Origin of the sequence: Streptomyces sp. TP-A0874 (assembly GCF_001748085.1) — a bacterium.
Taxonomy (GTDB): Bacteria; Actinomycetota; Actinomycetes; order Streptomycetales; family Streptomycetaceae; genus Streptomyces.
On the sequence record NZ_BBZK01000010.1, the window covers coordinates 105,786 to 130,656 of the forward strand.

The following is a 24,871-nucleotide window of genomic DNA, read 5'->3' on the forward strand; positions in this document are numbered from 1 at the left end:
TGGTTGCTCCAGCACTCCGGACCACCCTTCTGCCCCTCGAAGGACAGCGATGCCCGCCAACAACACCGGCGCTTCAGGCAAGAAAAAGGGCCGCCGCGCCCGGATCCTCGTGATCACACTCGTGCTACTGCTGGTGGCGGGCGTCGGTTACGGCACCTTCTGGAGCGTGAGCAGCGTCCGCGCCTCGTTCCCCGAGACCACCGGATCGCTCAAGCTCAAGGGCCTGTCCAAGCCGGTCCAGGTGAAGCGCGACGAGTACGGCGTTCCGCAGATCTACGCCGACACCGACGAGGACCTCTTCATCGCCCAGGGGTATGTGCACGCTCAGGACCGCTTCTGGGAGATGGACGTCCGACGCCACATCACGGCGGGCCGGCTCTCCGAGATGTTCGGCGAGAGCCAGGTTGAGACCGATGCCTTCCTGCGCACCATGGGCTGGCGCGAGGTCGCCAAGGAGGAGTACCGGACCAAACTGTCCGAGCGGACGAAGGAGTACCTCCGGGCCTACACCGCCGGGGTCAACGCCTACCTCGCCGAGCACGAGGGCGCCTCGCTCTCCGTCGAGTACGCGGTGCTCGGGCTCACCGGCGACTACCGGCCGCACAAGTGGTCCCCGGTGGACTCGATCGCCTGGCTCAAGGCCATGGCCTGGGACCTGCGCGGCAACGTGCAGCAGGAGATCGACCGCTCGCTCATGGCCAGCCGGCTCAGCCCGGAGGAGATCGAGCAGCTCTACCCGAAGTACCCGTTCGACCGGAACAAGCCGATCCTCGACCGCGGTTCGGTGGATCCGGTGAGCGACGAGTTCTCTCCGAACGCCTCCGCCGGCACCGGGGAGGGGAGCGGACTGCCGCCCGAGGGGACCGGCCAGCAGGTCCAGGGCCAACTGGCCTCACTCGCCGAGACCCTCGACCAGCTGCCGACGCTCCTCGGCCCCAGCGGCAACGGCATCGGATCGAACTCCTGGGTGATCGCCGGCGAGCACTCGGCCACCGGCAAGCCGCTGCTCGCCAACGATCCGCACCTGGCACCCCAGATGCCGTCCCTCTGGTACCAGATGGGCCTGCACTGCCGCACCGTCGGCGACGCCTGCGGCTTCGACGTGGCGGGCTACACCTTCTCCGGCATGCCGGGTGTCGTCATCGGCCACAACCAGCAGGTCGCCTGGGGGATGACCAACCTCGGCGCGGACGTCTCCGACCTCTACCTGGAGAAGGTCACCAGCGACAGCTACCTCCTGGACGGCAAGCAGGTGCCGTTCAAGACCCGCAAGGAGACCATCAAGGTCGCCGGCGGCGAGCCCCGGGAGATCACCGTCCGCTCCACCGCGAACGGCCCACTGGTCTCGGACCGCAGTTCCGAGCTGGCCCAGGTCGGCAAGAAGGCCCCGGTGAACAACGCCGCCCCGGACCGCGGCAGCGGCTACGCCGTCTCGCTCCGCTGGACGGCGCTGACCCCCGGCCGGTCGATGGACGCGGTCTTCGCGCTCAACTCCGCCCGGGACTTCGACCAGTTCCGCAAGGCGGCCCGGCTCTTCGAGGTCCCCTCGCAGAACCTCATCTACGCCGACACCAAGGGCAACATCGGCTACCAGGCCCCCGGGCGGATACCCGTGCGCGGCAAGGGCGACGGCCGCTACCCGGCGCCCGGGTGGGACTCCGACTACCAGTGGACCGGCTACGTCCCCCAGTCCGCGCTGCCGTACGAGTACAACCCCGAGCGCGGCTACATCGTCACCGCCAACCAGGCCGTGATCTCCCCGGAGGACTACCCCTACGCGCTCACCGACGACTGGGGCTACGGGGCGCGCAGCCAGCGGATCAACGACCTCATCGAGTCGAAGATCAAGGACGGCGGCAAGATATCCACCGACGACATGCAGAGCATGCAGTTGGACAGCAGCAGCGAGATCGGCGAGCTGCTCACCCCGTACCTGAAGACCATCGAGGTCAAGGACCCGTACGTCCGGGAGGCGCAGCAGCTCCTTGAGGGCTGGGACTACACGCAGGACCCGGACTCGGCGGCCGCCGCCTACTTCAACGCGGTCTGGCGCAACGTGCTCAAGCTCGCCTTCGGCGACAAGCTGCCGAAGGAGCTGCGGGTCAAGGGCGAGTGCCTGCGGGTGCGCCCGCCCGCCGACGACTCCGGACCTCTGGAGGACCTGGACGGCAACGCCCGGCTGGTCCGGGAGTGCGGGATGCGCGCCGCCGACCAGGCCCAGCCGGACGGCGGTGACCGCTGGTACGAGGTGGTCCGTTCGATCCTGGAGGACGAGGACAACCGCTGGTGGAAGACGTCCGGCACACCCTCGGCGCCCGGCGCCCGCAACCGCGACGAACTGCTGGCCCGCGCGATGAAGGACGCCCGCTGGGAGCTGACCGCCAAGCTCGGCAAGGACGTCGACACCTGGAGCTGGGGCCGGCTGCACCAGCTGACGCTGAAGAACCAGACGCTCGGCACCGCGGGCCCCGGGGTGGTGCAGTGGCTGTTCAACCGCGGCCCCTGGAACCTCGGCGGCGGTGAGGCGGCGGTGAACGCCACCGGGTGGCGGGCGGCCGGCGGCTACGAGGTCATCTGGGTGCCCTCGATGCGCATGGTCGTCAACCTCGACGACTTCGACAAGTCCCGGTGGATCAACCTCACCGGCGCCTCGGGGCACGCCTACCACCCGAACTACAGCGACCAGACCGACAAGTGGGCCAAGGGTGAAATGCTGCCCTGGGCGTACAGCGACAAGGCCGTCAACCGGCGGACCGAGGACACCCTGGCGCTCACTCCCTGAGCCGCGGGCGGCCGGTGCGGAAGCGGTGGACCCCCGAGGGGGTGACCGCCACCCGCACCGGCTGGTCGTGCTCCTCGGCGGGGACCTCGGGCAGCACCTCCCCTTCGTGGAGGAGCACCAGCAGGGCCGGCTCGGTGCCGGCCTCCGCCAACCGCGCCAGCACCCTGTCGTACGAGCCGCCGCCGCGTCCCAGGCGCAGTCCGCGCTCGTCGACGGCCAGCCCCGGCAGCAGCAGCGCGTCGGCCTCCCGGACGGCCTCCCGGCCCAGCCGCGGCCCGCCCGGCTCGCGTAGCCCGGACCTGCCGAACCGGGCCGCCGGCAGCAGCCGGGCGTCCCCCGAGTACTCCGCCCAGTCGAGGTCGTTGTCGGGCAGCAGCACCGGCAGCAGCACCCGGGTGCCGCGCCGCAGCAGGGCTTCCAGCAGCGTCCTGGTGCCGGGTTCCTCGCCCATCGAGACGTACCCGGCGACGGTGCGGGCCGTCGCCAGCTCGGGCAGGTCCAGCGCCCGCTCGGTGATGGCCAGCTCCCGCCGGGCCAGCTCGCCCGGTGTCAGCCGGGACCTGCTCAGGAGCAGGTCGCGCCGGAGGGCGGCCTTCGGTACGTGTGCTTTCGCGCTGTAGGTGGTCACCTGGGCGACAAACCCCCCTTTAAGGATTTCTGTGGAAAACAGGGATCTTCCGTATATACGCACCGGTTATGGTTCTCGGCATGAGTGACTCGCGCCCTCGCATCAGCAAGGCGGTCATCCCCGCAGCCGGACTCGGTACGCGCTTCCTCCCGGCCACCAAGGCCACCCCCAAGGAGATGCTGCCGGTCGTCGACAAGCCCGCGATCCAGTATGTCGTCGAAGAAGCCGTCACGGCCGGCCTCTCGGATGTGCTCATGGTCACCGGCCGCAACAAACGGCCGCTTGAGGACCACTTCGACCGCAACCACGAACTCGAGGAGGTGCTGCTCCGCAAGGGCGACGGCTCCCGGCTCGCACGGGTGCAGGAGTCCAGCGACCTCGCGACCATCCACTACGTCCGCCAGGGCGATCCGCGCGGCCTGGGGCACGCCGTGCTCTGCGCCGCACCGCACGTCGGCGACCAGTCCTTCGCGGTGCTGCTCGGCGACGACCTGATCGATCCGCGCGACCCCCTGCTGGAACGGATGATCGAGACCCGCGAGCGGTACGGCGGCAGCGTCGTCGCGCTGCTAGAGGTGGACCCCGCCCAGGTCCACCTCTACGGCTGCGCCGCCGTGCGGCCCACCGCCGAGGACGACGTCGTCGAGGTCTCCGGGCTGGTGGAGAAGCCCGAGCCGGCCGAGGCGCCGAGCAACTACGCCGTCATCGGCCGCTACGTCCTCGACCCCGCCGTCTTCGAGGTGCTGCGCAGGACCGAGCCCGGCCGAGGCGGCGAGATCCAGCTCACCGACGCCCTCCAGGAGCTGGCCCGGAACCCCGCACTCGGCGGGCCGGTGCACGGTGTGGTCTTCCAGGGGCGCCGCTACGACACCGGTGACCGCGGGGACTATCTGCGTGCCATCGTGCGGCTGGCGTGCGAGCGTGAGGACCTGGGCCCGGACTTCCGGGACTGGCTCCGCAGTTACGTCACCGAGGAGTTGTAGGACGTGAGCAGCACCGCTGACCGGGCCGCCGGACCGGGGCACCACACCGGAGGCCCGCCGCGGGCGGCCGGACGGGAACCCGAGGACACCCCGCCGGTGCCGCGCCCACCCGGTGGCGACGGCGCGTCGCCTGCCGCCCCCGACCGGATCTGGAGCGTCGACGAGCACCTGGCCGACATCCTGGAGACGGTCCGCCCGCTCCAGCCCCGGGTACTGCCGCTGCTGGACGCCCAGGGCTGCGAGCTGCTGGAGGACGTCACGGCGCCCCTGGCGCTGCCCCCGTTCGACAACAGCTCCATGGACGGTTACGCGGTCCGCACCGCCGACGTCTCGGAAGCCAGCGAGGAGCGCCCCGCGGTGCTCACCGTCGTCGGCGACATCGCGGCGGGCAGCGGCGAGCCGCCCACCGTCGGCCCGGGGCAGGCGGCCCGCATCATGACCGGCGCCCCACTGCCGCCAGGTGCGCAGACGGTGGTCCCCGTCGAGTGGACCGACGGCGGCACGGGTGGTGGGACCGCCTCCGCCATGGCGGCCCACAGCGCGGCCCCCGAGCGCGCGGCCGGCCGGGTGCTGATCTACCGCCCGGCCGGACCCGGCCGGCACATCCGGACCGCGGGCGACGACATCCGCGCCGGCGACCTCGCCCTGCGGGCCGGCACCGTGCTCGGACCACCGCAGATCGGCTTGCTCGCCGCCATCGGCCGGGACACCGTCCGGGTCCGGCCCCGGCCCCGGGTAGCCGTGATGTCGACCGGCAGCGAGCTGATGCCGCCGGGCCGGGAACTCCCCCCGGGGACCATCCACGACTCCAACAGCTTCGCGCTGACCGCCGCTGCCCGGGACGCCGGGGCCGTCGCCCACCGGGTCGGCGCGGTGGCCGACGAGCCGGTGGCGTTCCGCGCGGCCGTAGAGGAGCAGCTGAGCCGGGCCGACCTGGTCGTCACCACCGGCGGGGTCAGCGTGGGCGCCTACGACGTCGTCAAGGAGGCCCTCGGCGGACGCGAAGGTTCCGGCGGCCGGGTCGAGTTCCGCAAGCTGGCGATGCAGCCCGGCAAGCCCCAGGGGTTCGGGTGCCTCGGCCCCGACCGCACCCCGCTCCTCGCACTGCCCGGCAACCCGGTCAGCTCCTACGTCTCCTTCGAACTCTTCGTGCGGCCCGCGATCCGCACCCTGATGGGGGTGGGGCCGATCGAGCGGGAGACCGTCCGGGCGGTGTGCCCCGAGGGCGTCGCCTCCTCGCCGGCCGGCCGCCGGCAGTTCCTCCGGGCGCGGTACGCCGACGGGCTCGTCCACCCGGTCGGCGGGGCGGGATCCCACCTGGTCAAGGCGCTGGCGGAGGCCAACGCCCTGATCGTGGTGCCCGAGGAGGGCACCGCGGTCGAACCGGGCGCGGAGGTGGCGGTGGTGCTGCTCACCTGAGGGCCGCCCGATGGGGCCGGCGCTCCCGGCACGTCGACACCGGCCGGGCCCGAGCGGCCTGGGCCCGGCCCCACCCCGGTACGGTGGCTGCCCTAGAGCGAAGGGCCGCCGTCGTACGCCCGCCAGGCGATCACGGGACAAGCCCTCAGGCAACGGGAGAACGATGAGCAGCGCCCAGCAGCACCTCACGCACCTCGACGCCGCCGGGGCGGCGCGCATGGTCGACGTCTCAGGGAAGGACGTCACCGCGCGCACGGCCCGGGCCAGTGGCCGGGTACTCGTCTCGCCCGCCGTCGTCGCACTGCTGCGCGGCGAGGGGGTCCCCAAGGGAGACGCCCTGGCCACCGCAAGGATCGCCGGGATCATGGGGGCCAAGAAGACCCCGGAGCTGATCCCGCTCTGCCACCCGCTGTCGGTCTCCGGCGTCAAGGTCGAGCTCTCGGTGGCGGACGACGCGGTGGAGATCGCGGCGCGGGTGAAGACCACCGACCGCACCGGAGTGGAGATGGAGGCGCTGACCGCGGTCGGCGTCGCGGCGCTCACCGTCGTCGACATGGTGAAGGCCGTCGACAAGGGGGCGGTCATCACGGACGTGCGGGTGGAGGAGAAGTCCGGCGGCGAGTCCGGGGACTGGCGGCGGGCCGGCGGCGCCGCGGCGGACGAGCCGGCCGAGGTGGACGATCCGGCGGAGCCGGGGCGGCCCGGAGCCGGGAGGGCCCGGTGAGCCGTCCGCAGGCCGCCGAGCCGGGTGCGCCGTACCGCGCGCTGGCGGTCACCGTGTCCAACCGGGCCGCCGCCGGGGTCTACGCCGACCGCGGCGGCCCGCTGCTGGTCGGCGGCCTGACCGCGTTGGGGCTCACCGTCGACGGCCCGGAGGTGGTCCCGGACGGCGAACCCGTCGCGACCGTGCTGCGGAAGGCCGTCGCCGCCGGCTACGACGTCGTCCTCACCACCGGGGGCACCGGTGTCTCACCCACCGACCGCACCCCGGAGATGACCCGCGGAGTGCTCGACTACGAGATCCCCGGCATCTCCGAGGCGATCCGCGGCGAAGGGATGCGGAAGGTTCCGACGGCCGCGCTCTCCAGAGGACTCGCCGGGGTGGCCGGACGGACCCTGATCGTCAATCTGCCGGGCTCCAGCGGCGGGGTCCGCGACGGGCTCGCGGTCCTGGAACGGCTGCTGCTGCACGCCGTCGACCAGCTCCGGGGCGGTGACCATCCCCAACCCGAGGGCGGCGTCCAGGAACGTTCCGGAACCCCTCGGTGACCTCGGCGGTCTGGCCAACCCGACTGGTGGACGGCGACGTCCTCCTCAGGCCGATGAAACTGCGCGACCAGCGGACCTGGCGTGAGGTGAACCTCCGGAACCGGGACTGGCTGCGCCCCTGGGAAGCGACCGTGCCGCCCCCCGGCCCCGCCGGGCCGGTCGCCCGCCGCCCCACCTACCGGCAGATGGTGCGCCATCTGCGGGCCGAGGCGGGTGCCGGCCGGATGTTCCCCTTCGTCATCGAATACCGGGGCCGACTGGCGGGACAACTGACGGTCGCCGGAATCACCTGGGGCTCGATGTGTTCGGCGCACATCGGTTACTGGGTCGACGCGGCGGTCGCCGGCCGGGGCGTCATGCCGACCGCTGTCGCACTCGCCGTGGACCACTGTTTCCGCACCGCCGGACTGCACCGGGTGGAAGTCTGCATCCGGCCGGAGAACGGCCCGAGCCGCCGGGTCGTGGAAAAGCTCGGATTTCGGCAGGAGGGGCTCCGTCCGCGATATCTCCACATCGACGGCGACTGGCGTGACCACCTGGTCTTCGCGCTGACGGTGGAGGACGTGCCCGAGGGGCTGCTGACCCGGTGGCACCGGAGCCGATCAGGTCTGGAATATAAATAAGATAAATGTTCGAAAAAGACTTGGAGTCGCCTTCCAGCTTGGGCCCTCGAACGCGATAATGCCGAGAAAGCGTCGAGGTGTCCGTCAGATCGTGCGACACACCGGTCCAATTGGCGTATGGCCGCGAGTAAACCCCTCTACCGTGTGAGGCGTGAGCAGCAGCGGCCTCATCTACGCAGCCATCGTCGGGGCCTGGGCTGCCTATCTGGTGCCGATGTGGCTCCGTAGGCAGGACGAGCTGAACGAGGCCCGTCCGACGGAACGGTTCTCCACCGCCATCCGGCTGCTCTCCGGGCGGGCCGGGATGGAGCGCCGATACGCCAAGGACCTCCAGCAGCGGGACAGTGGAACCGCCGACGAGCCCCAGGGCTCGGACGAGGCGGCCGGCCCCTCCGGGGCGGGGGACCAGGTGGACCTGCGGTCCTACGCCGTCTCGGCCGCAATGCCGGCGCCCGCGGAAGCGGAGCCCGAGAACCCGGCCGCGCAGGCCGGCGGCGACGCGGAACGGGCCGGGCGGCGGTCCCGGAACCGGCAGGACGACGGAGAGCGGGTCGCGGCCCTGCCGCGCACCAAGCGGATGGCCGGCACGGGATCGGGCGAGCCGGCGCGGCCCGAACAGGCCCGGGAACGGCAGGGGGCGGCCCCCGGCCGGTCCACGTCCGCCGCCGCGCTGGAACGAGCCAGGCGCTCCAGAGTCCTGGCGCGCCGCAGGCGGACCACGATGGTGCTCTTCCTCGCGTTCACGGGGGGCGCCGTCCTGGCGGCCGTCCGCGGCCTGGCCTTCCTCTGGGCGCCAGCCGTCCCGGCGGCTCTGCTGAGCACCTACATCATCTATCTGCGGGCGCAGGAACGCCGCCGGTTCGCGGTCAACATGGACCGGCGGCGGGCCGAGGAGGCCGCCCGGCAGCTACGGGCCCGGCGGCCCCGGGAACGCGTCCAGCGCGGCGCGCGCCAGCAGCGGCCCGCCGCCGCGGAGAGCCGCTCGGCCGAGAAGTCGTCCGACCGCAAGGTCGAGCCGCCGGCCCCCGAGCCGCAGCAGCCGGCGCCCGAGCCGACCTCCCCGGAGACCGCCGGCCGTCGGGCCCTGGTCGAGGAGACCGACCACGCCGAGTGGGTGGACCAGCAGCGCTACAGGGGCGGTGAGGGGGAGAGCTGGGAACCGGTGCCGGTGCCGCTGCCGACCTACGTGACGGCCCCCGTCGCCCCCCGCGCCGCCGGACCGCTCGACCTCGAAGCACCCGACGCCTGGAGTTCGGGGCGAGCCACCGCGCCGGAGGCCGCGGCCGCCGAGGCCCGCCCGGAGCCCGTCCAGCCGGCCGCGCCCGAAACGCCGGCGCCCCGGGCCGTTCGGCGCCCCGCGGCCCGCCGCATCCGTGAGCGCGGCCGCACGCCGCTGTTCGACCAGTACGCCGAGGAGGACCGCCCGCGGGCGGCGAACGAGTGAGTCCTTCTCGGGCTGACCAGCGGGAGAACGGATTTCCAAGCAACCCGGCGGAGGTGCTAGAGTTTCACTCGCTGCAAGGGCCTGTGGCGCAGTCTGGTAGCGCACCTCGTTCGCATCGAGGGGGTCTGGGGTTCAAATCCCCACAGGTCCACGCACGACTCTCCTTGAGTTGACTCAGAGAGTTCACGAGATCCCGTCGATCATCAGATCGGTCGGGATCTTCGTCGTTGTCAGTGTCCTTCGAGACCGTCCGGGGCGGTGGAGGGCGGCCTGGGACTCGTGCGCATGCGGGGTAGGTGTCCTCCCCGACCTCTTGAGTGAGGCTCTCCCGACCCTTGGCCGGGGCGGCATCCGCGAAGCGCACTTCCCAGTGGCCGTCTGCTGCCGGTGGTGCGACGCGGTCGCCGCGGCCTGCGGTCGGACGGTGCCCCGCGGGTACGGTCCGGTCCTGCTCGGCCCGCGCTGCGGTGGTGAGGACCAAGCCCTCACCGTCTCCGCGGTGCGGGAGCAGTCGTGTGAGCGGCTTGGGCCGGACCGGCAGAGGTGAAGGCGGTGGCGATCCGGTCGAGCAGGGGCGCTGCCCGGGGATGGGGCTCCCGGCGTGGGGTGATCGCGTAGATGCCGCGGGTCGGGGGATCCACGAGGCCGACGGCGGTGACGTCGGGCCGCAGCGCGCAGGCCAGCACCCCGGGCACCAGCGCGACGGCGTGACCGGTCGCGACCAGGGCCAGCTTGCCGAGCAGATCGGCCGCGGCGAGGTCGATGCGGGCGCTCACCCCGGCCCGGGCGGCGTGCTGGCGGAGGAGCGCTGCCGAGCCGTCGTTGTCCTCGACCCAGGTCTGGTCGGCCAGCTCCTGAACGGGCACCGGACCGCGTCCGGCCAGCGGGTGGCCGACCGGCAGTACGACGACCATCTCGTCCAGGCCGAGGAACCGGCGTTCGACGCGGGGGTCCATGGGTAGCCCCGGCGGGGCGTCGGTGACGACGGCGGCATCGAGATCGCCGGCGATCGCCCGGCTGTGCAGTTGTGCGCTCAGACCGGGGAGCAGGCTCCACCGGATGGTTCCCGACTGCTTCAGCAGGTCCTGGACCGCCCGTGGCACGATCCCCGCGGCGAGAGAGGGCGTAGCGCCGATGGCGAGCGGTCGATGGGACGCCCCCTCGCGAACGTCCCGTGCGGCGCGGACGGCCCGGTCGGCCTCGTTGAGCGTGGCCAGGGCGTGGCGCCGGAACACCTCGCCGGCCGGTGTCGGGTGAACCCCACGCGCATGGCGCTCCACCAACGGCACGCCGAGTTGCCGCTCCAACCCGGTGATCTGCCGGGAGACAGCCGACTGCGTGTGGTGGAGTTCGGTCGCCGCCGCCGAGAGCGACCCGAGCCGGCACACGGTCACGAAGGTCCGCCACACAGTCAGGTCCATGGCGGCAGTATGCCCAGCCGGTATGCGAGTTGGGCAGACCTCGCCTGCGAAATCTGCGCTTGTCGCATCCGTCGCGGTGCACCACCGTGGCGCGTATGACCACACCGCACACGATCGCCGTCCTCGGCCTGGGGCGGATGGGCCGCGCGATCGCGACACGACTGGCTGCCCAGGACTGGGACGTCGTCGGCTGGACGCGATCCGGGCGTATACCAGCAGCCGTCAGGGCGGCCGGCGACCCGAAAGAGGCCGTGGCCCAGGCCGACCTCGTACTCCTGGCCCTGTTCGACGGCCCGGCCTGCAGCCAGGTCCTCGAGGATGTCCGTGATTCGCTGCGAACGAACGCGGTCGTACTGAACACCAGCACCGTCTCCCCCGCCGAAGCGGCGGAGACGGCCCGACGACTCGGCTCGTCCTACGTCCACGCGCCCGTGCTCGGCTCGGTGCCGGTGGTCTCCGCCGGCGCCCTGCAGATCCTTGCCGCTGCCGAGCAGGCGGCGTTCGATCGAGCCCGCCCGGTGATGGAAACGCTGGGCGCCGTCCGGTTGGTGGATGACGCCGCCACCGCCGCCGCGCTCAAGCTGATCGCCAACCACAGCCTCGCCGGCTCGGTCCTCGCGCTGCGTGACTCACTACGGCAGGCCGACGCCCTGGGCCTGCCCCGCACGCAGGTGCTGGACGTCCTCGAGCTTGGCCAACTGGGCGGGCTCGTGGCCCGCAAGCGCCTCTTCCTCGCCGACGAACCGCAGGCTGCCACCCCTGAGTTCACGGTCGGCGCGCTGGCCAAGGACATGGCTCTGCTGGCCACCGCGTCCAACTCCCCGCTGGGCGGCGCAGCCGGCCTGGCCGGCACCCCTGCCGGTCCCGAGGCGGACATCGCGGCCGCCGCCACGGCCCCCGCCGTGGCGGAAGCCGTGCTCGAACCGCTCAGCGCCTACATCCGCGGCCACGCCACCGGCGACCCCGCCCACTTCCGTGACGCGTTCCTGCCGACCGCCCATATCGAAGGGCTCCGCGACGGCGCGTTCGTTTCGTGGCCCCTGGACGAGTACTGCGCTCTCTTCCCCGGGCAGCCGGCCCGGGACGAACCGGCCCGCTCACGCCGCGTCGACACCGTCGAGGTCCACGGCACCGTGGCGACCGCGACCATGACGCTCTCGCACGGCGCGGACACGTTCACCGACGTCTTCCTGCTGGTCCGCGCCGACTACGGCTGGCGCATCGCCAACAAGGCGTACCACCGGCACCCCTGAGGGGGCGGAAACGAACCGGCCGTTCACGGTTGGTCCGGGGAGGGTTGAGGAGATCCCGACCGATCTTCCCGGTCGGTCGGGACCTTCGCCGCTCGCGGGCCTTCGGGACCGGACGGCGGTGTTTCCGGATGCCGCCTGGGGAAGCCGTCAGGGACCGCGGCCCTCGTTCAGCGGAGACTTCCCGCCCGGTGCCCGTAGTCGCCCGACTGCGGGCACCAGGCGCTCTCAGCGGGAAGGGGTTTTGGCGAGGTGGACCACGCCGTCGTCCGTGGGCGCGGGCAGCGGTGTGTACCCGGCGCTCTTGTAAAGGGCGAGGTTCTGGCTGCTGGCGGCGCCGGTGGACAGGAGGATCCGTCGGCACCCCTCGCCGGCTGACTCGGCCGTGCGCAGCAGCCATCGGCCCAGTCCGAGCCCGCGCAGGTCGGGGACGACGGCGAGCCGCCCCACCTCCAGGTCGGCGCCGTGGCGACGGGTCCGCACCATCCCGAGGAGCCGCCCGTCCCGCCACAGGCCCGTCGCCTGCCATTCGGCCAGCCAGTCGCGCACCTCCTCCGGCGACTCGTGCAGGGGCGGTATCGCCAGGGTGCCGTTGGCGATCGCCTCGTCGGCCCAGCAGCAGCGCTGCACCACCGTCACCTCGGGCGCGTCGTCCGGGTGTAGTCGCCGTGCGTACGAGCCCGGGACAGGCCCCGGGACCGCGGAGGCGCGCTCCCGGAGCGGAGCCAGCGCGTGGGCGACCCGCACGAGTTCCGCGAGCACTCCCTCGGCTGCCTCGGCGAGGGGGGCGGCGGGCTGGAAGCGGCCCTCCTCCAGCACCTCCCCGATCCGGATCGCGACGGTCGCGCCGAGGGGGACGAGGCGGAGGGTGGTCACCACCTGCTTGGCGTGCTGGACGGCTCTGGTGCCGGCCGAGGTGTTGCCGTAGCTGACGAAGCCGACCGGCTTCCAGGCCCACTCGGGGCCCAGGTAGTCCAGTGCGTTCTTCAGCGTCGCCGGCATCCCGTAGTTGTATTCCGGGGTCACGATGATGAAGCCGTCGGCCTCGCCGACGATCGCGCTCCACCGCCGGGTGTGCTCATTGCGGTAGACGCCTGACGAGGGGTGCTCCTCCTCGTCCAGGAAGGGCAGTCGGAGGTCGCCGAGGGCCAGTGGCACGAGGTCCACGTCGAGCGTGCGGGCGCTCGGTGCGAGCGTCTCGGCCAGCCACTCGCCGACGGCCGGGCCGAGTGCGCCGGGGCGGGTGCTGCAGACCAGTACGAGAACGCGCGATCGTTTCGTTGACATGGAAACGAAGCTAGCTGGTAGGTTGATTACATGTCAACGAAATCCTCGGATGGTGCTACCCGCTGGCTCGCGCCTGGGGAGGAGCGCGCCTGGCGGGCGTACCGCCGCATGGTGATCGCCGTTCAGGCCCGCACCGCGCAGGACCTGGCCGAGGTCGGCTTGTCCGAGCCCGACTACGAGGTGCTCAGCACCCTCTCGGAGCGCTCCGACGGCACCAGCGGCCTGCGTGAGCAGGCGGCCAAGATGGGGTGGTCCCGCAGCCGGCTGTCCCGCCACGCCACCCGTATGGAGGCGCGCGGACTCATTCGCCGTGCACCGGATCCGGCTGATGGCAGGGGCTGTTTCCTGGTGCTCACCGAGAAGGGGCTGGACACGCTCCGGCAGGCCGCCCCCGCCCATGTCGCTTCGGTACGACGCCACTTCGTCGACCGGCTCGACCCTCAGGAACTCGCGGTTCTCGGTCGCATCGCCGACAGGCTCGCGGGCGGGCCGGAGGAATCCCGCGATGCGCCGGCGCCTCGGTCGGGCGGTGCGGCAGGAGGCCGCTGATTCTGCCGCACGGGCGGCGGTGGTGGCCCCGGGGTCTCGGCGGGCGCCCGTCTTGGCCGAGGTGCCACCGAGGTCCGGGATGGCCGGCCGAGGCTGTGTCCACGCGCTGGCGCGCTTTCCGGCGGTCCGGCGGGCTTGAGCGTGCGGTCGCGGCTTGTGAACCCTCGTCCCGCCCCTGTGGACCCGGCCGCACCCCGTCCCCGCGGGCTCGGCTGCCCTCTGCGCCCGGTGGAGTCCGACCAGACCCGCCTGGCGCACCCGAGGCGGCTATCGTTCAAGGCTCGGCGAGCGATCTCGTGCCGGCTCCGCACGGACGCGTACCGCGCGACGCGCCCGCGCATCGAAAGCGATCGGGGCCCGCTCGGAGAACCGCTCGTCGGCCGACCTGGACCGAAGCCGCCGAACCGAGGAAGAACGCAAGCCATGCCCGCCCCAGAGCGCACCGCCGGACCCGACCCCTGGAGCACGCTTCTGGACGTACTGGTGTGCCCGCTGTGCGGTGGGCGGCTGGCGACCTCCGGCGGGTCGCTGCGCTGCCCGGCCGGCCACACCTTCGACATCGCCCGGCAGGGCTATGTCAGCCTGCTCAGCGGAGGCTCCCGGGCGGCCGGAGCCGACACCGCCGCGATGGTGCGGGCACGGGCGGAGTTCCTGGACTCGGGCCACTTCGCGCCGCTGGCCCGGCTGCTGGCCGAACGCACCGCCGCGTTCTGCCCCGCGGGCGGCACCGTGCTGGAGGCCGGGGTGGGCACCGGCCACCACCTCGCCGCGGTCCTGGACGCGCTCCCCCGCGCCGTCGGGCTCGGCCTGGACTCCTCGAAGTTCGCGCTCCGGCTGGCCGCGCGGGCGCATCCACGACTGGGCGCGGCCAGTTGGGACCTGTGGCAGCCGCTGCCGGTCCGCAGCGGGTCGGTCGATGTGCTGCTGAACGTCTTCGCGCCCCGCAACGGCGAGGAGTTCCACCGGGTGCTGCGGCCGTCCGGTGCCCTGCTGGTCGTCACACCGACCGCCCGGCACCTGGACGAACTGCGGCAGCCGGTGGGGTTGCTGTCGGTCGACGCGACGAAGGAGGCCAGGCTCCACCGCACCCTCTCCCAGCACTTCCGGCGGACGGGGACGGAGGTCGAGGAGGCCGTCGTGGGGCTGGACGAGCCGGCCGAGGTGGAGAACCTGGTGGCCATGGGGCCCACCGCGCGCCATCTCGCCGCTGAGGAGTTGCACCGGCGGGTGGCCGGGTTGGACCTGCCCGTGCGGGTCACCCTCTCCTTCCGGCTGTCGGTCTACCGACCGCTGGTGCGATCGGAGCAGTGAGCCCGGACAACCGTCCTCGAAGCAGGTGAGCCCAGCCCGGTGAGCCCAGCCCGGTGAGCCCGGGCCCCGCGCTCACCGGCCCGGCGGTGGCCCGCCCGCCGGGACCGGCTGCGGCAGGGTGAGCCGGCCGTCCCGCACCTCCGCCACCTGGTCGGCCGCCGCGAGGTGGGAGGCATCGTGCGTCACCAGCACGGTGGCGGTGCCGCGCTGCCGGGTCAGCGAGGTCAGCAGCGCCATGACGGCGGCTCCGCGTTCCTGGTCCAGGGCGCTGGTCGGCTCGTCCACCAGCAGTACCGCCGGGTCGTTCATCAACGCCCGCGCGATGTTGACCCGCTGCCGCTCGCCGCCCGAGAGCTGGTGCGGGCGGCGGTGCGCGCGGTGGGCGAGGCCGACCGCCCCCAGGAGTTCCGCGGCTCGCTCCCGCGCCGCGCGGGCGGGCCGGCCGTCGAGATGGGCCATGGCCCGCAGCTGCTCTTCGGCGGTCAGCGAGGGCAGCAGGTTGGCCTGCTGGAAGACGATGCCGATCCGCTGCCGGCGGAGCGCGGCCAGCTCGGCCCGCGACAGACCGGCGGTGTCCCTGCCGTCGAGGACGACCCGGCCCCGGTCCGGGCGGACCAGCGTCGCCGCCACCGCCAGCAGACTGGACTTACCGGATCCGGACGGTCCGACGACGGCGGTGGTGGTGCCGGCCGGGACGGTCAGGCTGACCTCGTCCAGCGCGGTCAGCCGGGAGTCGCCGTCCGGGTAGGTGAGGGTGATGTCGGTCAGTTCCAGGCTCATCGAGTGCTCCCCAGAGCGGTCAGCGGGTCGACGGAGGTGACACGGCGCACGGCCAGCCCGGCACCGACGGCGCCCAGCGCGATCATGGTCAGTGCCGGCAGCAGGATGGTCGCCGGCTCCAGCAGGAACGGCACCCGGCCGCCGACCAGCGCCCCCGCGCCGACCGCGATCGCCGTACCGGTCCCCGTGCCGAGGAGGAGCAGGACGAGCGCCTGCCCCAGTGCGTCGCGGAGCAGGTAGCCGGTGGACGATCCCAGCGCCTTCAACACCGCGATGTCCGCGCTCCGCTGGATGGTCCAGACGGTGAAGAAGGCGCCGATGACCAGCGCGGAGATGGCGAAGAGGAAGCCGCGCATCAGTTGGAGGGAGCTGTTCTCGGCGGCGAAGGAGCCGATGGCCTGCAGGGCGTCCTCGCGGGTGACGGTGTGGGTGCCCAGCCGGGCGTCCGCGGCCGCGAGTTCGCTGCTCGGCGTGCCGGGCTCGGTGTCCAGGGCGATCACCGTGGCCTGCGGGGGCCGCTCCGCGTCCGCCGGCCGCCCGCCACCGGACAGCCGCTGCCAGTCGCCGAGGTCGGTCCAGACCACCGGGGTGTGGCTGTACGAGGCCTGGCCGGCCACCGCCGCCACCCGCAACGGCTCTCCGGCGACGGTGAGCGAGTCGCCGGGGCCCACCCCCAGTTCGTCGGCGGCCGCCCCCGAGAGCACCGTCTCCCCGGCGGCGACCGGCGCCGGGGAGAGGCCGGACCCGGGCCGTACGCCGAAGGCCGAGACCGCCGAGCCCCGTCCGTCCGCCGTCTCCGCCCGGGCGCCCAGGATGCCCAGCGGCTCCGCGGCCTTCACTCCGGGCACATCGCCCCACCGCTGCCAGGCCGCCTCGCCCACCCGGGACTCGGCGAAGGACACCTTCTCTCCGTCGGCGGCGGCGAAGGCGAGACGGTCGGCGGGCAGCCCGGTGATCGCCGAGGTGTTCTCCCGGCCCAGGCCGGCCGTCAGACCGGACAGCAGCCCCACGAGCACGGTGATCAACGTGATCACCGTGCCCATCAGGGCGAAGCGTCCCTTCGCGAACCGCAGGTCCCGCCAGGCGACGAACACGGGCCGTGCTCCTTCCCGTCCGTTCGGTGGGGCGGCCCCGACCGGCTGCCCCACCACCGCCGGGCTGCTCCCGGCGCTCGACCTCCAACCTCGCCGAAACCGGTCCGCCGCCGCATCGGGCCGCGGATCGCTTCGAAACGGCCGAAGAGTCCACCCGGATCTCCACCTTTCGGCCGATGCGGCACCCGGAACCCGGCCACCGGGCACCTCCGCGCGGGGGGAGGTCCGGTCCGCGGCCCCGGAAGCCCCCGCCGCCGTTAGCCTGGAAGCATCGTGAAGCGTTCCCCCATCCCCGTCCCGCGGCTGCTCGCCGGCTGCCTCCACCTGCTGGTGGCGGCGCTGCTGGCGCTCACCGCCGCCCGGGCCGTCGTCACCGGCGCCCCGGGGGCCCGGGCCGTGGTCGCCACGGCGCTCGCGGTGGCCGCCGGCTACGCCCTCGGTCCCGCGCTGCCCGCGGTGCGGCGGCGGCCCGCGGCGGCGGGGCTCTGGTTGGCCGGGGTGCTGCTCGGCTGGCTGGCGCTGCTCTGCCTCACTCCGGACGGGATCTGGCTCGCCTTCCCGCTCTTCTTCGTCCAGCTCCACCTCCTGCCGCGCCGCTGGGGCGTCGCGGCCGTCGTGTCGACCACCGTCGCGGCGGTGGCCGGTTTCGCCTGGCACCGGGGCGGGCTGAGCGCGGGCACCGCCCTCGGTCCCGCGCTGGGCGCGGCCGTGGCCGTCGCCGTGGTACTGGGCTACCAGGCGCTGTACCGGGAGAGTGAGCGCCGCCGCCGCCTCATCGCGGAGCTGACGGCCGCCCGCACGGACCTGGCGGCCGCCGATCGGGCCGCCGGGGTGCTGGCCGAGCGGGAGCGGCTCGCCCGGGAGATCCACGACACGCTCGCCCAGGGGCTCTCCAGCATCCAACTGCTCCTCCTGGCCGCCGAGCGGGAACTCGGCCGACCGGCGGGTCCCCCGGCCGCCCCGGGAGACACGGCGGCAACCGGGACCCGGCCCGGCGTCGAAGCGACGGCCGGGGAGCCGCGGCCGGAGCCCCCGGCCCGGCCGGGCGTGGCGCTCCAGCACATCCAGCGTGCCCGCCGGGCGGCGCTCGACGGGCTCGCCGAGGCCCGCCGCTTCGTACGCGACTGGACGCCGCCCGACCTGGAGGCCGGCGGGCTGCTCCCGGCGCTGGAACGGCTGTGCGCCCAGGTCGCCGACTCCTCGGGGCTGACGGTGCTCTGCCACGTCTCCGGGACCCCGACACAACTTCCGGCGCCGCACGAGACCGCCCTGCTCCGGATCGCCCAGTCCGCGCTGGCCAACACCGTGCAGCACGCCGAGGCCACCCGCGCCGAGCTGACCCTCAGCTACATGGGCACCGAGGTGGCGCTGGACGTGGTCGACGACGGGCGCGGTTTCGCACCGCAGGCCCTCGCCCCGCCCGGGGACGGCCCCGGTGAAGGCGGCTTCGGTCTCGCCACGATGCGGGCCAGGGCCCGCGCCCTGCACGGCGTGCTCGCCGTCGAGTCCGCCCCCGGCGAGGGCACGGCGGTGGCCGTCACACTCCCCTGCGCCCCGGCCGAGACCGCGGCTGGCTCCGGGGCCCCCGCCGCACCCACCGGAGCCTCCCGGTGAGCGGGGAGCGGCCGATCCGCCTGCTGCTCGCCGACGACCACCCGGTGGTCCGGGCCGGGCTGCGGGCCGTGCTGCAGACCGAGCCGGACTTCGAGGTCGTCGAGGAGGCGGAGACCGCGGAAAGGGCCGTCGAGCTCGCCGCCGAACTGGCGGTCGACGTCGTCCTGATGGACCTGCAGTTCGGTGCGGGGATGCACGGCTCCCAGGCCACGGCGGCGATCACCGGCAGACCCGGGTCGCCCCGGGTGCTCGTCCTCACCACCTACGACACGGACGCGGACATCCTCGCCGCGATCGAGGCGGGCGCCACCGGCTACCTGCTGAAGGACGCGCCGCCGGAGGAGTTGGCCGCGGCCGTCCGAACGGCCGCGGCCGGCAAGTCCGCGCTCGCCCCGGCGGTGGCGCTCCGACTGATGGACCGGGTCCGCACCCCCACCGCGGCGCTGAGCAGACGGGAGACGGAGGTACTGCAGCTGGTCGCCGAGGGGTTGTCCAACCAGCAGATCAGCCAGCGGCTCTTCCTCAGCCAGGCCACCGTGAAGTCCCACCTTGCGCACGTCTACACCAAGCTGGGGGTGGACTCCCGCACCGCCGCGGTGGCGACCGCCACCGCCCGCGGGCTGATCCGCCGCTGACCCGCGCGGACCGACAGCCGGGAACCCGCGCGGAGCGACATCCGGCAGTCAGGCCGGCGGCTGTTCGGGTGACCCGCCGTCCTGCCCCTGCCCGGCCTGCTGCTCGGCCACCGACTTGTGCACCTCGGCCATGTCGAGCTCACGGGCCTGCCCGATGACGTCCTCAAGCGCCGCCGCGGGTAGCGCACCGGGCTGGGCGAAGACCGCCACGTTCTCCCGCACGATCATCAGGGTCGGGATGGAGCGGATGTCGAAGGCCCCGGCCAGCTCCGGCTGCGCCTCCGTGTCGACCTTGGCGAAGACGAGGTCCGAGTGGCGCCCGGCCGCCTCCTCGTAGACCGGGGCGAACTGCCGGCACGGCCCGCACCACTCGGCCCAGAAGTCGATCAGCACGAAGTCGTTGCTGGAGACGACGTCGTCGAAGTTGTCCTTGGTCAGCTCTACGGTGTTCGTCATGGCTACCTGCTTTTCGGGGGAGACGTTCGGTCGGAGTGTCCGCGCGGGGAAATCGGGCGCCCGCACGACGAGAGAGAGCCTGTCCGTATTCAGATGATCCATGTGGCCGGGGCGGCGAAGCGTTGGAAGGATGGCTGACAGTGGCTAGCGCTGCCACCGCCCCTCCGGCCCCGACACCAGCGTTCCGTGCTCGATCTGAGAGGCAGAGCCGATGAACCGGACCTCGGACCAAGCCGCGCAGAACCCCTCTGAGGAACCGTACGACGTCATCGTGCTCGGCGCCGGTCCGGTCGGTGAGAACGTCGCCGAGCGGACCGCGGCCGCCGGGCTGTCCACCGTCATCGTGGAGGACGAGTTGGTGGGCGGCGAATGCTCGTACTGGGCCTGTATGCCGAGCAAGGCCCTGCTGCGCTCCGGCGCGGCGCTGTCCGACGCGCGCGCCGTGGGGGGTGCGAAGGAGGCGGTGACGGCGGCGCTCGACGACGCGGCCGTCCTGCGGCGCCGTGACGGCTTCGCCTCCCACTGGCGGGACGACTCCCAGGTCAGCTGGCTGGACTCGGCCGGCATCGAACTGGTCCGCGGCCGCGGACGGCTCGACGGTGCGCGCCGGGTCGCCGTGGAGGCCCCGGACGGCAGGCACCGGCTGCTGGTCGCCCGGCAGGCGGTGGCCGTCTGCACGGGCAGCCGGGCCGCCCTCCCGCCGCTGCCGGGGCTGGACGCCGCCCGTCCCTGGACCAGCCGCGAGGCGACCTCCGCGAAGGAGGTCCCGGTCCGGCTGGCCATCGTGGGCGGCGGGGTGGTCGGCGCCGAGATGGCCACGGCCTGGCGGTCGCTCGGCTCGGCGGTGACCATGCTGGTGCGGGGCGACGGGCTGCTGCCCCGGATGGAGCCGTTCGCCGGGGAACTCGTCTCCGAGGCGCTGACCGAGGCCGGGGCGGAGATCCGCACCGGTGTCTCGGTGACCGGAGTCCGGCGGGAGGCGGCCGCCGGCGGCCCGGTGAGCGTGCTGCTCGACGACGGGGAGCAGCTCGTGGCCGACGAGGTGCTCTTCGCCACCGGCAGGGCACCGCACACCGACGACCTGGGGCTGGAGAGCATCGGGCTGACCCCCGGCAGCTGGCTGGAGGTGGACGAGTCCTGCCTCGTCACCGCGGTTCCGGGCGGCTGGCTCTACGCCGTCGGGGACGTCAACCACCGTGCACTCGTCACCCACCAGGGGAAGTACCAGGCGCGGATCGCCGGAGCGGTGATCGGGGCGAGGGCCCACGGGGTGCCGCTGCCCGAGGAGGAACCCTGGGGCGCCTACCAGGCGACCGCGGATTCGGCCGCCGTGCCGCAGGTGGTGTTCAGCGAGCCCGAGGTGGCCTCCGTCGGGCTGACGGCGGCGGAGGCCGAGCGGCGCGGGCTGCGGGTGCGGGTCGTCGACCAGGACCTCGGCTCGGTGGCCGGGGCGGCGCTCTACGCCGACGGCTACCGCGGACGGGCCCGGCTGGTGGTCGACCTCGACCGGGGGACGGTGGCGGGAGCGACCTTCGTCGGCCGGGGCGTGGCCGAGCTGCTCCACTCGGCGACGGTGGCGGTGGCCGGCGAGGTGCTCCTGGCCCGGCTCTGGCACGCGGTCCCGTCCTTCCCCACGATCAGCGAGGTCTGGCTGCGGCTGCTGGAGGGCTACCGGGACGGCAAGTGAGGCCGCCGCCGCCCCCGACTCAGGGCCCGGCCGGCCGGGAGACCGGTGGGGCGACCAGCGGCTTGGCGAAGCAGCGGCTCTCCTCCTCGTAGCGGTAGTAGCCGAACTTCGGGGCGGGGACGTAACCGGAGGAGACGTAGAGGGAGATCGCCTCGGGCTGCTTGGTACCCGTCTCCAACACCATCCGCAGCCGACCGGCGCGCAGCGCGCTCTCCTCCAGCAGCGCCAGCAGCCGGCGCGCCAGCCCCCGGCCGCGCGCCTCGGGCACCACGTACATCCGCTTGAGCTCGGCGTCGCCGTCGCTGTAGCCCTCGTCGTTGCGCTCCTGGCGGCGCCAGCCACCGGTGGCCACCGGCACCCCGTCGTCGTAGGCGATCAGGAACAGCCCGCGGGGCGGATCGAACTGTGCGGCGTCCATCTCGGTGAAGTCCGGGTCGCCGTAGCGCTCGGCGTACTCGAGCTGCACCCGGTCGTTCAGTTTCCGGGCGTCGGGGTGGTCGTAGCTCGTGGTACGAATCTCCATGACCGTCATCGTATGGGCCCGATGTCCCCGGGGCGGAGCGGGATCTCCGGCGGCCGGTAGGGTGCCGGGATGCTCCAAGTGTCGACTGTGAACGTGAACGGCCTCCGCGCGGCCGCCAAGAAGGGCTTCGTGGAGTGGTTGGCCGCCACCCCGGCCGAGGTGGTCTGCCTCCAGGAGGTGCGGGCCGAGCCGCACCAGCTGCCGGCGGAGGTCCGGGAGCCGGAGGGCTGGCACACCAGGCACGCGCCGGCGGCGGCCAAGGGTCGCGCCGGGGTCTCGGTCTACACCCGGCGGGAGCCGGAGCGGACCCAGGTGGGTTTCGGGTCGACGGAGTTCGACGGCAGCGGCCGTTACCTGGAGGTCGACCTGCCGGGGGTCACGGTCGCCAGTCTCTATCTGCCGTCCGGCGAGGTCGGCACCGAGCGGCAGGCGGAGAAGGAACGCTTCATGGCGGAGTTCCTCCCCTACCTGAAGGAGCTGCGGGAGCGGGCCGCCGCCGACGGCCGGGAGGTGCTGGTCTGCGGCGACTGGAACATCGCCCACCAGGAGGTCGACCTGAAGAACTGGAAGGCGAACCGGAAGAACGCGGGCTTCCTGCCGGAGGAGCGGGAATGGCTCTCCCGGGTGTTCGAGGAGGGGGAGTACGTCGACGTGGTGCGGCGACTGCACCCCGAGGTCGCGGGGCCGTACTCGTGGTGGTCCTACCGGGGTAAGGCCTTCGACAACGACAGCGGATGGCGTATCGACTACCACGTGGCGACCCGGGGCCTGGCCGAGCGGGCCGTGAAGGCTGAGGTCGAGCGGGCACCCAGCTACGACCTGCGGTGGTCGGACCACGCTCCGGTGACCGTGGCGTACCTCTGACGTACCGGTTCGCGGCCTGCCCCGGGCACAAGGCGCCGCAGCGGGCCGCGAACCGGCCGCGCCCGGGGTGCCACGAGGGGCGGTCACCTTGATAGGGCCTGAGCTGGTCGTCGTGCAGCAACAACTCGACAACCCTCGACTGTGGTCAGTGACGTCCCGGCTGATGACGTTGTACGCCAAGACGTTCCCGGGCAACGACGGGTCCAAGGCTGTTCACTGGTACCGCATGGCTGCCAGGGCAGCCGACGAGTCCGGAGACGAGCAGACACGCGTGTGGGTTCGTGGACGGGCCGCCATCGCTCTCGGCTATGAAGGCGCCTCTCCAGGAGTCGCGGATGCGCTCGCGGACCAGGCGATGCAGATCAGCGAACGGCCCTCTCTCGGATTGTTGAACGCCGCCATGGGCCGGGCGCACTCCGCCGCTCTCCGGGGTGATCGCGCCACCGCCCTCGCCATGCTGGATCACGCGCGACGCATCCTTGACCAGGTCGCCTCGGCCGAGCAGACCTCGGACTACGCCGGGCCCTGGTGGCGGATGAACGTCTTCGTGTCGCTTCTCCTCGCCCGCCTGGGGGATGAGCGGGGCGCTGTGGAGGCGCAGGATGCGGCGCGGCGCGAATTGCCCGCTGAACTGCCCCGTTTCGCTACGCACCTGGAGATGCGCCGGGGCCTCATGCTGGCCCGGTCCGGCGACAAGTCCGGCGGGGAGGCGTACGCACAGCGGGCGATGGACGCCCTTCCGCCGGAGAAGCACTCCCTCACCCTGCGCATGCTCATGGACGAGGTGCGGGCGTAACTGATGCCCCCCGGTGGGCGGACCACGCTCCGCCTGACGATCGCCTACAGCTGACGTCAGGGCCGTCTCACGACTCCCGGCCCGCTCACTGGAGGAGACCGCCGTGTCCGAGACTACCCAGCTCCGTCTGCTCCCCTGGCCCGCCCCCGAACGGGGGCCCGGCGTACCTCTCGACAGACGCCCTGAACGGCTTTCTGTCGACGCTGGCGGACGGCCTGGAGGAGGAACAACTTGTCACCGCGGAAGCCGTGTCGGAGTTCTCGGCGGAGATGCTGGACGCCGGCCGACGACTGTCGCCGGACGAGTGCGCGTACGTGACGCGACGCCTGGCGGAATGTCTTCGAGACGCCCTCCGCGTGGCCCGGTCGCGGGCGGATCGACTGCCGGCGGCGAGGAGTCGGACATGAATCCGGAGATTTCGACCACTGCATGACCCTTGCCCACCTTGATTGTCCGACGCTTGCGCCGGGCTGCGACCTGCGGTCGGGACCGGGCGCGGGTCACGCTCTCCACGGGCCGGCCGCTGGGCGGAGATCCTTACGAACGGGGCTGCCGGGGCTCCTCCTCGGCGGTCCGCGGGCCGGTGGCGGGGGGCTGCGCGCGCTCCCGGGGCCAGAAGGTCAACTCGCCGCGGATCCGGCGCTCCATGGCCATCGAGAGTTCGGCGTCCAGGACGGCCCGGGCGATCGGCCTGAGACGTTCGACGGTCTCGCCGAGACGGGCCAACTCCTCGGTGCTGAGCGGCGCCGCGGGCTCGGCGCCGGGTGGTGCCGCGGTGGTGGTCGAAGGCGCCTGGTCGAGGATGTCGGCCAGTACGTGGGTGCGGAAGAGGTCGGTGAAGATCCTCGCGAGGGCTTCGGTGTGGGTGCGGACCTCGCGGGCGGCGGCGAGCACCGCGGAGAGCGGCACGCCCTCCGCGACCAGTGCGCTGGAGGCGTCCAGTAGCCGTCTGCTGACGTGGACCATCCGGTCGCCCTCCAGGGCGAGGTAGCCGATGTCGAACGAGGCGGCCAGGTTCGCCGCGGTGATCTGCTCGCCGAAGCGGTCGGCGAGGTCCTCGGGGGACAGCCTGACCGGGGTCTCCTCCGACCACGGGACGAGCGCGTCACCCTGTAGTTCGAGGAGTTCGCCGACGCCGCGTCCACTCTCGAAGGTCATGAGCAGGTCGGCGATGCCGCTCAACGTGTGACCCCGGTCGAGGAGTGCGGCGATGGTCCGGAGCCGGGAGAGGTGGTGGCTGCCGTACCAGGCGATCCGGCCTTCGCGGCGAGGTGGCGGGAGGAGTCTGCGCTCCCGGTAGAAGCGCAGGGTGCGGACGGTGATGCCGGCGGCCTCGGCCAGCTCGGCGGTCCGGTACTCGCGGGCCGCGCCTGTCGGCGTCCCGGCCGTCTCGTCTCTCGTCACACCGGAAGGGTAGGCGCGGCCGCTCTCGGCCCGAGCCGACCGGTGGCCACTC

The 24,871-nt window shown here is 73.1% G+C and carries 22 protein-coding genes, 1 tRNA gene and 1 pseudogene; 16 read left to right on the plus strand and 8 right to left on the minus strand.

Going from position 1 to position 24,871, the window contains the following annotated elements:
- Positions 1-49: 49 nt before the first annotated feature.
- Positions 50-2,782 carry a penicillin acylase family protein gene (locus BGP73_RS17755; protein ID WP_069816072.1) on the plus strand — a complete coding sequence of 911 codons (2,733 nt, stop codon included), beginning with the start codon at positions 50-52 and terminating at the stop codon, positions 2,780-2,782.
- Here the strand turns inward: BGP73_RS17755 and BGP73_RS17760 are convergent.
- Complete coding sequence (locus tag BGP73_RS17760) at positions 2,772-3,410, minus strand: 5-formyltetrahydrofolate cyclo-ligase (RefSeq protein ID WP_069816074.1); 639 nt, start codon at positions 3,408-3,410, stop codon at positions 2,772-2,774. The two genes, BGP73_RS17755 and BGP73_RS17760, sit on opposite strands and share 11 nt — an antisense overlap.
- 80 nt (positions 3,411-3,490) lie before the next feature.
- Here BGP73_RS17760 and galU point away from each other — a divergent pair, with 80 nt between their 5' ends.
- The 7 genes from galU (at position 3,491) to BGP73_RS17795 (ending at position 9,299) form a co-directional block, all read left to right on the plus strand.
- On the plus strand, positions 3,491-4,393 hold the full coding sequence (gene galU / locus BGP73_RS17765; RefSeq protein WP_069816310.1) for a UTP--glucose-1-phosphate uridylyltransferase GalU: 903 nt from the start codon (positions 3,491-3,493) through the stop codon (positions 4,391-4,393).
- A gap of 96 nt (positions 4,394-4,489) precedes the next feature.
- A complete protein-coding gene (glp, locus tag BGP73_RS17770) occupies positions 4,490-5,812 on the plus strand; it encodes a molybdotransferase-like divisome protein Glp (protein ID WP_069816312.1) in 1,323 nt (440 codons plus the stop codon).
- Positions 5,813-5,975: 163 nt separating this feature from the next.
- The gene (moaC, locus tag BGP73_RS17775) at positions 5,976-6,536 is read left to right on the plus strand and encodes a cyclic pyranopterin monophosphate synthase MoaC (RefSeq protein ID WP_069816076.1); all 561 of its coding nucleotides are present in this window, start codon (positions 5,976-5,978) and stop codon (positions 6,534-6,536) included.
- A complete protein-coding gene (locus tag BGP73_RS17780) occupies positions 6,533-7,081 on the plus strand; it encodes a MogA/MoaB family molybdenum cofactor biosynthesis protein (protein ID WP_069816078.1) in 549 nt (182 codons plus the stop codon). The genes moaC and BGP73_RS17780 overlap by 4 nt, the downstream gene beginning before the upstream one ends.
- Positions 7,078-7,704, plus strand: a complete 627-nt coding sequence (locus BGP73_RS17785; protein WP_374701160.1) for a GNAT family N-acetyltransferase — start codon at positions 7,078-7,080, stop codon at positions 7,702-7,704. Before BGP73_RS17780 ends, BGP73_RS17785 begins: the two co-directional genes overlap by 4 nt.
- 151 nt (positions 7,705-7,855) lie before the next feature.
- Positions 7,856-9,148, plus strand: coding sequence for a gephyrin-like molybdotransferase receptor GlpR (locus BGP73_RS17790; protein ID WP_069816080.1), 1,293 nt, complete (start codon positions 7,856-7,858; stop codon positions 9,146-9,148).
- A 77-nt stretch (positions 9,149-9,225) separates the two neighbouring features.
- Positions 9,226-9,299 (plus strand) — tRNA-Ala (locus tag BGP73_RS17795).
- A gap of 334 nt (positions 9,300-9,633) precedes the next feature.
- On the opposite strand, the gene BGP73_RS17800 is transcribed toward BGP73_RS17795, so the two are convergent.
- The gene (locus BGP73_RS17800) at positions 9,634-10,569 is read right to left on the minus strand and encodes a LysR family transcriptional regulator (RefSeq protein ID WP_069816082.1); all 936 of its coding nucleotides are present in this window, start codon (positions 10,567-10,569) and stop codon (positions 9,634-9,636) included.
- Between the two features lie 95 nt (positions 10,570-10,664).
- On the opposite strand from BGP73_RS17800, the gene BGP73_RS17805 reads away from it, so the two are divergent.
- Positions 10,665-11,822 carry a nuclear transport factor 2 family protein gene (locus BGP73_RS17805; protein ID WP_069816084.1) on the plus strand — a complete coding sequence of 386 codons (1,158 nt, stop codon included), beginning with the start codon at positions 10,665-10,667 and terminating at the stop codon, positions 11,820-11,822.
- Between the two features lie 225 nt (positions 11,823-12,047).
- On the opposite strand, the gene BGP73_RS17810 is transcribed toward BGP73_RS17805, so the two are convergent.
- On the minus strand, positions 12,048-13,106 hold the full coding sequence (locus BGP73_RS17810) for a bifunctional NAD(P)H-dependent oxidoreductase/GNAT family N-acetyltransferase (RefSeq protein WP_069816086.1): 1,059 nt from the start codon (positions 13,104-13,106) through the stop codon (positions 12,048-12,050).
- Positions 13,107-13,136: 30 nt separating this feature from the next.
- Here BGP73_RS17810 and BGP73_RS17815 point away from each other — a divergent pair, with 30 nt between their 5' ends.
- Together BGP73_RS17815 and BGP73_RS17820 are read left to right on the plus strand one after the other, a co-directional pair.
- Positions 13,137-13,655 (plus strand): MarR family winged helix-turn-helix transcriptional regulator, encoded by a 519-nt coding sequence (locus BGP73_RS17815; protein WP_069816088.1) that lies wholly within the window; start codon positions 13,137-13,139, stop codon positions 13,653-13,655.
- A 423-nt stretch (positions 13,656-14,078) separates the two neighbouring features.
- Positions 14,079-14,966, plus strand: a complete 888-nt coding sequence (locus BGP73_RS17820) for a putative RNA methyltransferase (RefSeq protein ID WP_069816090.1) — start codon at positions 14,079-14,081, stop codon at positions 14,964-14,966.
- A gap of 72 nt (positions 14,967-15,038) precedes the next feature.
- Here BGP73_RS17820 and BGP73_RS17825 read toward each other — a convergent pair whose 3' ends face one another.
- Positions 15,039-15,746, minus strand: coding sequence for an ABC transporter ATP-binding protein (locus BGP73_RS17825; protein WP_069816092.1), 708 nt, complete (start codon positions 15,744-15,746; stop codon positions 15,039-15,041).
- A complete protein-coding gene (locus BGP73_RS17830; RefSeq protein ID WP_069816094.1) occupies positions 15,743-16,840 on the minus strand; it encodes an ABC transporter permease in 1,098 nt (365 codons plus the stop codon). The genes BGP73_RS17825 and BGP73_RS17830 overlap by 4 nt, the downstream gene beginning before the upstream one ends.
- A 270-nt stretch (positions 16,841-17,110) precedes the next feature.
- Here BGP73_RS17830 and BGP73_RS17835 point away from each other — a divergent pair, with 270 nt between their 5' ends.
- Together BGP73_RS17835 and BGP73_RS17840 are read left to right on the plus strand one after the other, a co-directional pair.
- Positions 17,111-18,454, plus strand: coding sequence for a sensor histidine kinase (locus BGP73_RS17835; RefSeq protein WP_069816096.1), 1,344 nt, complete (start codon positions 17,111-17,113; stop codon positions 18,452-18,454).
- The gene (locus BGP73_RS17840) at positions 18,451-19,089 is read left to right on the plus strand and encodes a response regulator (protein ID WP_069816098.1); all 639 of its coding nucleotides are present in this window, start codon (positions 18,451-18,453) and stop codon (positions 19,087-19,089) included. The genes BGP73_RS17835 and BGP73_RS17840 overlap by 4 nt, the downstream gene beginning before the upstream one ends.
- Before the next feature lie 48 nt (positions 19,090-19,137).
- Here BGP73_RS17840 and trxA read toward each other — a convergent pair whose 3' ends face one another.
- On the minus strand, positions 19,138-19,545 hold the full coding sequence (trxA, locus tag BGP73_RS17845; RefSeq protein WP_069816100.1) for a thioredoxin: 408 nt from the start codon (positions 19,543-19,545) through the stop codon (positions 19,138-19,140).
- Positions 19,546-19,756: 211 nt separating this feature from the next.
- On the opposite strand from trxA, the gene BGP73_RS17850 reads away from it, so the two are divergent.
- A complete protein-coding gene (locus BGP73_RS17850; RefSeq protein WP_069816102.1) occupies positions 19,757-21,232 on the plus strand; it encodes a dihydrolipoyl dehydrogenase family protein in 1,476 nt (491 codons plus the stop codon).
- 19 nt (positions 21,233-21,251) lie between these two features.
- Here BGP73_RS17850 and BGP73_RS17855 read toward each other — a convergent pair whose 3' ends face one another.
- Positions 21,252-21,764 (minus strand): GNAT family N-acetyltransferase, encoded by a 513-nt coding sequence (locus BGP73_RS17855; protein WP_374701161.1) that lies wholly within the window; start codon positions 21,762-21,764, stop codon positions 21,252-21,254.
- A 60-nt stretch (positions 21,765-21,824) separates the two neighbouring features.
- On the opposite strand from BGP73_RS17855, the gene BGP73_RS17860 reads away from it, so the two are divergent.
- Positions 21,825-22,619 carry an exodeoxyribonuclease III gene (locus BGP73_RS17860; RefSeq protein ID WP_069816104.1) on the plus strand — a complete coding sequence of 265 codons (795 nt, stop codon included), beginning with the start codon at positions 21,825-21,827 and terminating at the stop codon, positions 22,617-22,619.
- A 91-nt stretch (positions 22,620-22,710) separates the two neighbouring features.
- Positions 22,711-23,415: pseudogene (locus BGP73_RS17865) on the plus strand (XRE family transcriptional regulator); the annotation flags it as partial.
- 537 nt (positions 23,416-23,952) lie between these two features.
- Here the strand turns inward: BGP73_RS17865 and BGP73_RS17870 are convergent.
- Positions 23,953-24,819: a MerR family transcriptional regulator gene (locus BGP73_RS17870; protein WP_069816106.1), complete on the minus strand. Its 867-nt coding sequence runs from the start codon at positions 24,817-24,819 to the stop codon at positions 23,953-23,955.
- Positions 24,820-24,871 lie beyond the last annotated feature (52 nt).

Excerpts from the sequence above, each read along its gene's own strand:
- BGP73_RS17755 (WP_069816072.1), top strand. The coding sequence starts at position 50 with ATGCCCGCCAACAACACCGGCGCTTCAGGCAAGAAAAAGGGCCGCCGC.
- galU (WP_069816310.1), top strand. The coding sequence starts at position 3,491 with ATGAGTGACTCGCGCCCTCGCATCAGCAAGGCGGTCATCCCCGCAGCC.
- moaC (WP_069816076.1), top strand. The coding sequence starts at position 5,976 with ATGAGCAGCGCCCAGCAGCACCTCACGCACCTCGACGCCGCCGGGGCG.
- BGP73_RS17800 (WP_069816082.1), bottom strand. The coding sequence starts at position 10,569 with ATGGACCTGACTGTGTGGCGGACCTTCGTGACCGTGTGCCGGCTCGGG.
- BGP73_RS17805 (WP_069816084.1), top strand. The coding sequence starts at position 10,665 with ATGACCACACCGCACACGATCGCCGTCCTCGGCCTGGGGCGGATGGGC.
- BGP73_RS17810 (WP_069816086.1), bottom strand. The coding sequence starts at position 13,106 with ATGTCAACGAAACGATCGCGCGTTCTCGTACTGGTCTGCAGCACCCGC.
- BGP73_RS17815 (WP_069816088.1), top strand. The coding sequence starts at position 13,137 with ATGTCAACGAAATCCTCGGATGGTGCTACCCGCTGGCTCGCGCCTGGG.
- BGP73_RS17820 (WP_069816090.1), top strand. The coding sequence starts at position 14,079 with ATGCCCGCCCCAGAGCGCACCGCCGGACCCGACCCCTGGAGCACGCTT.
- BGP73_RS17825 (WP_069816092.1), bottom strand. The coding sequence starts at position 15,746 with ATGAGCCTGGAACTGACCGACATCACCCTCACCTACCCGGACGGCGAC.
- trxA (WP_069816100.1), bottom strand. The coding sequence starts at position 19,545 with ATGACGAACACCGTAGAGCTGACCAAGGACAACTTCGACGACGTCGTC.
- BGP73_RS17850 (WP_069816102.1), top strand. The coding sequence starts at position 19,757 with ATGAACCGGACCTCGGACCAAGCCGCGCAGAACCCCTCTGAGGAACCG.
- BGP73_RS17855 (WP_374701161.1), bottom strand. The coding sequence starts at position 21,764 with ATGACGGTCATGGAGATTCGTACCACGAGCTACGACCACCCCGACGCC.
- BGP73_RS17860 (WP_069816104.1), top strand. The coding sequence starts at position 21,825 with ATGCTCCAAGTGTCGACTGTGAACGTGAACGGCCTCCGCGCGGCCGCC.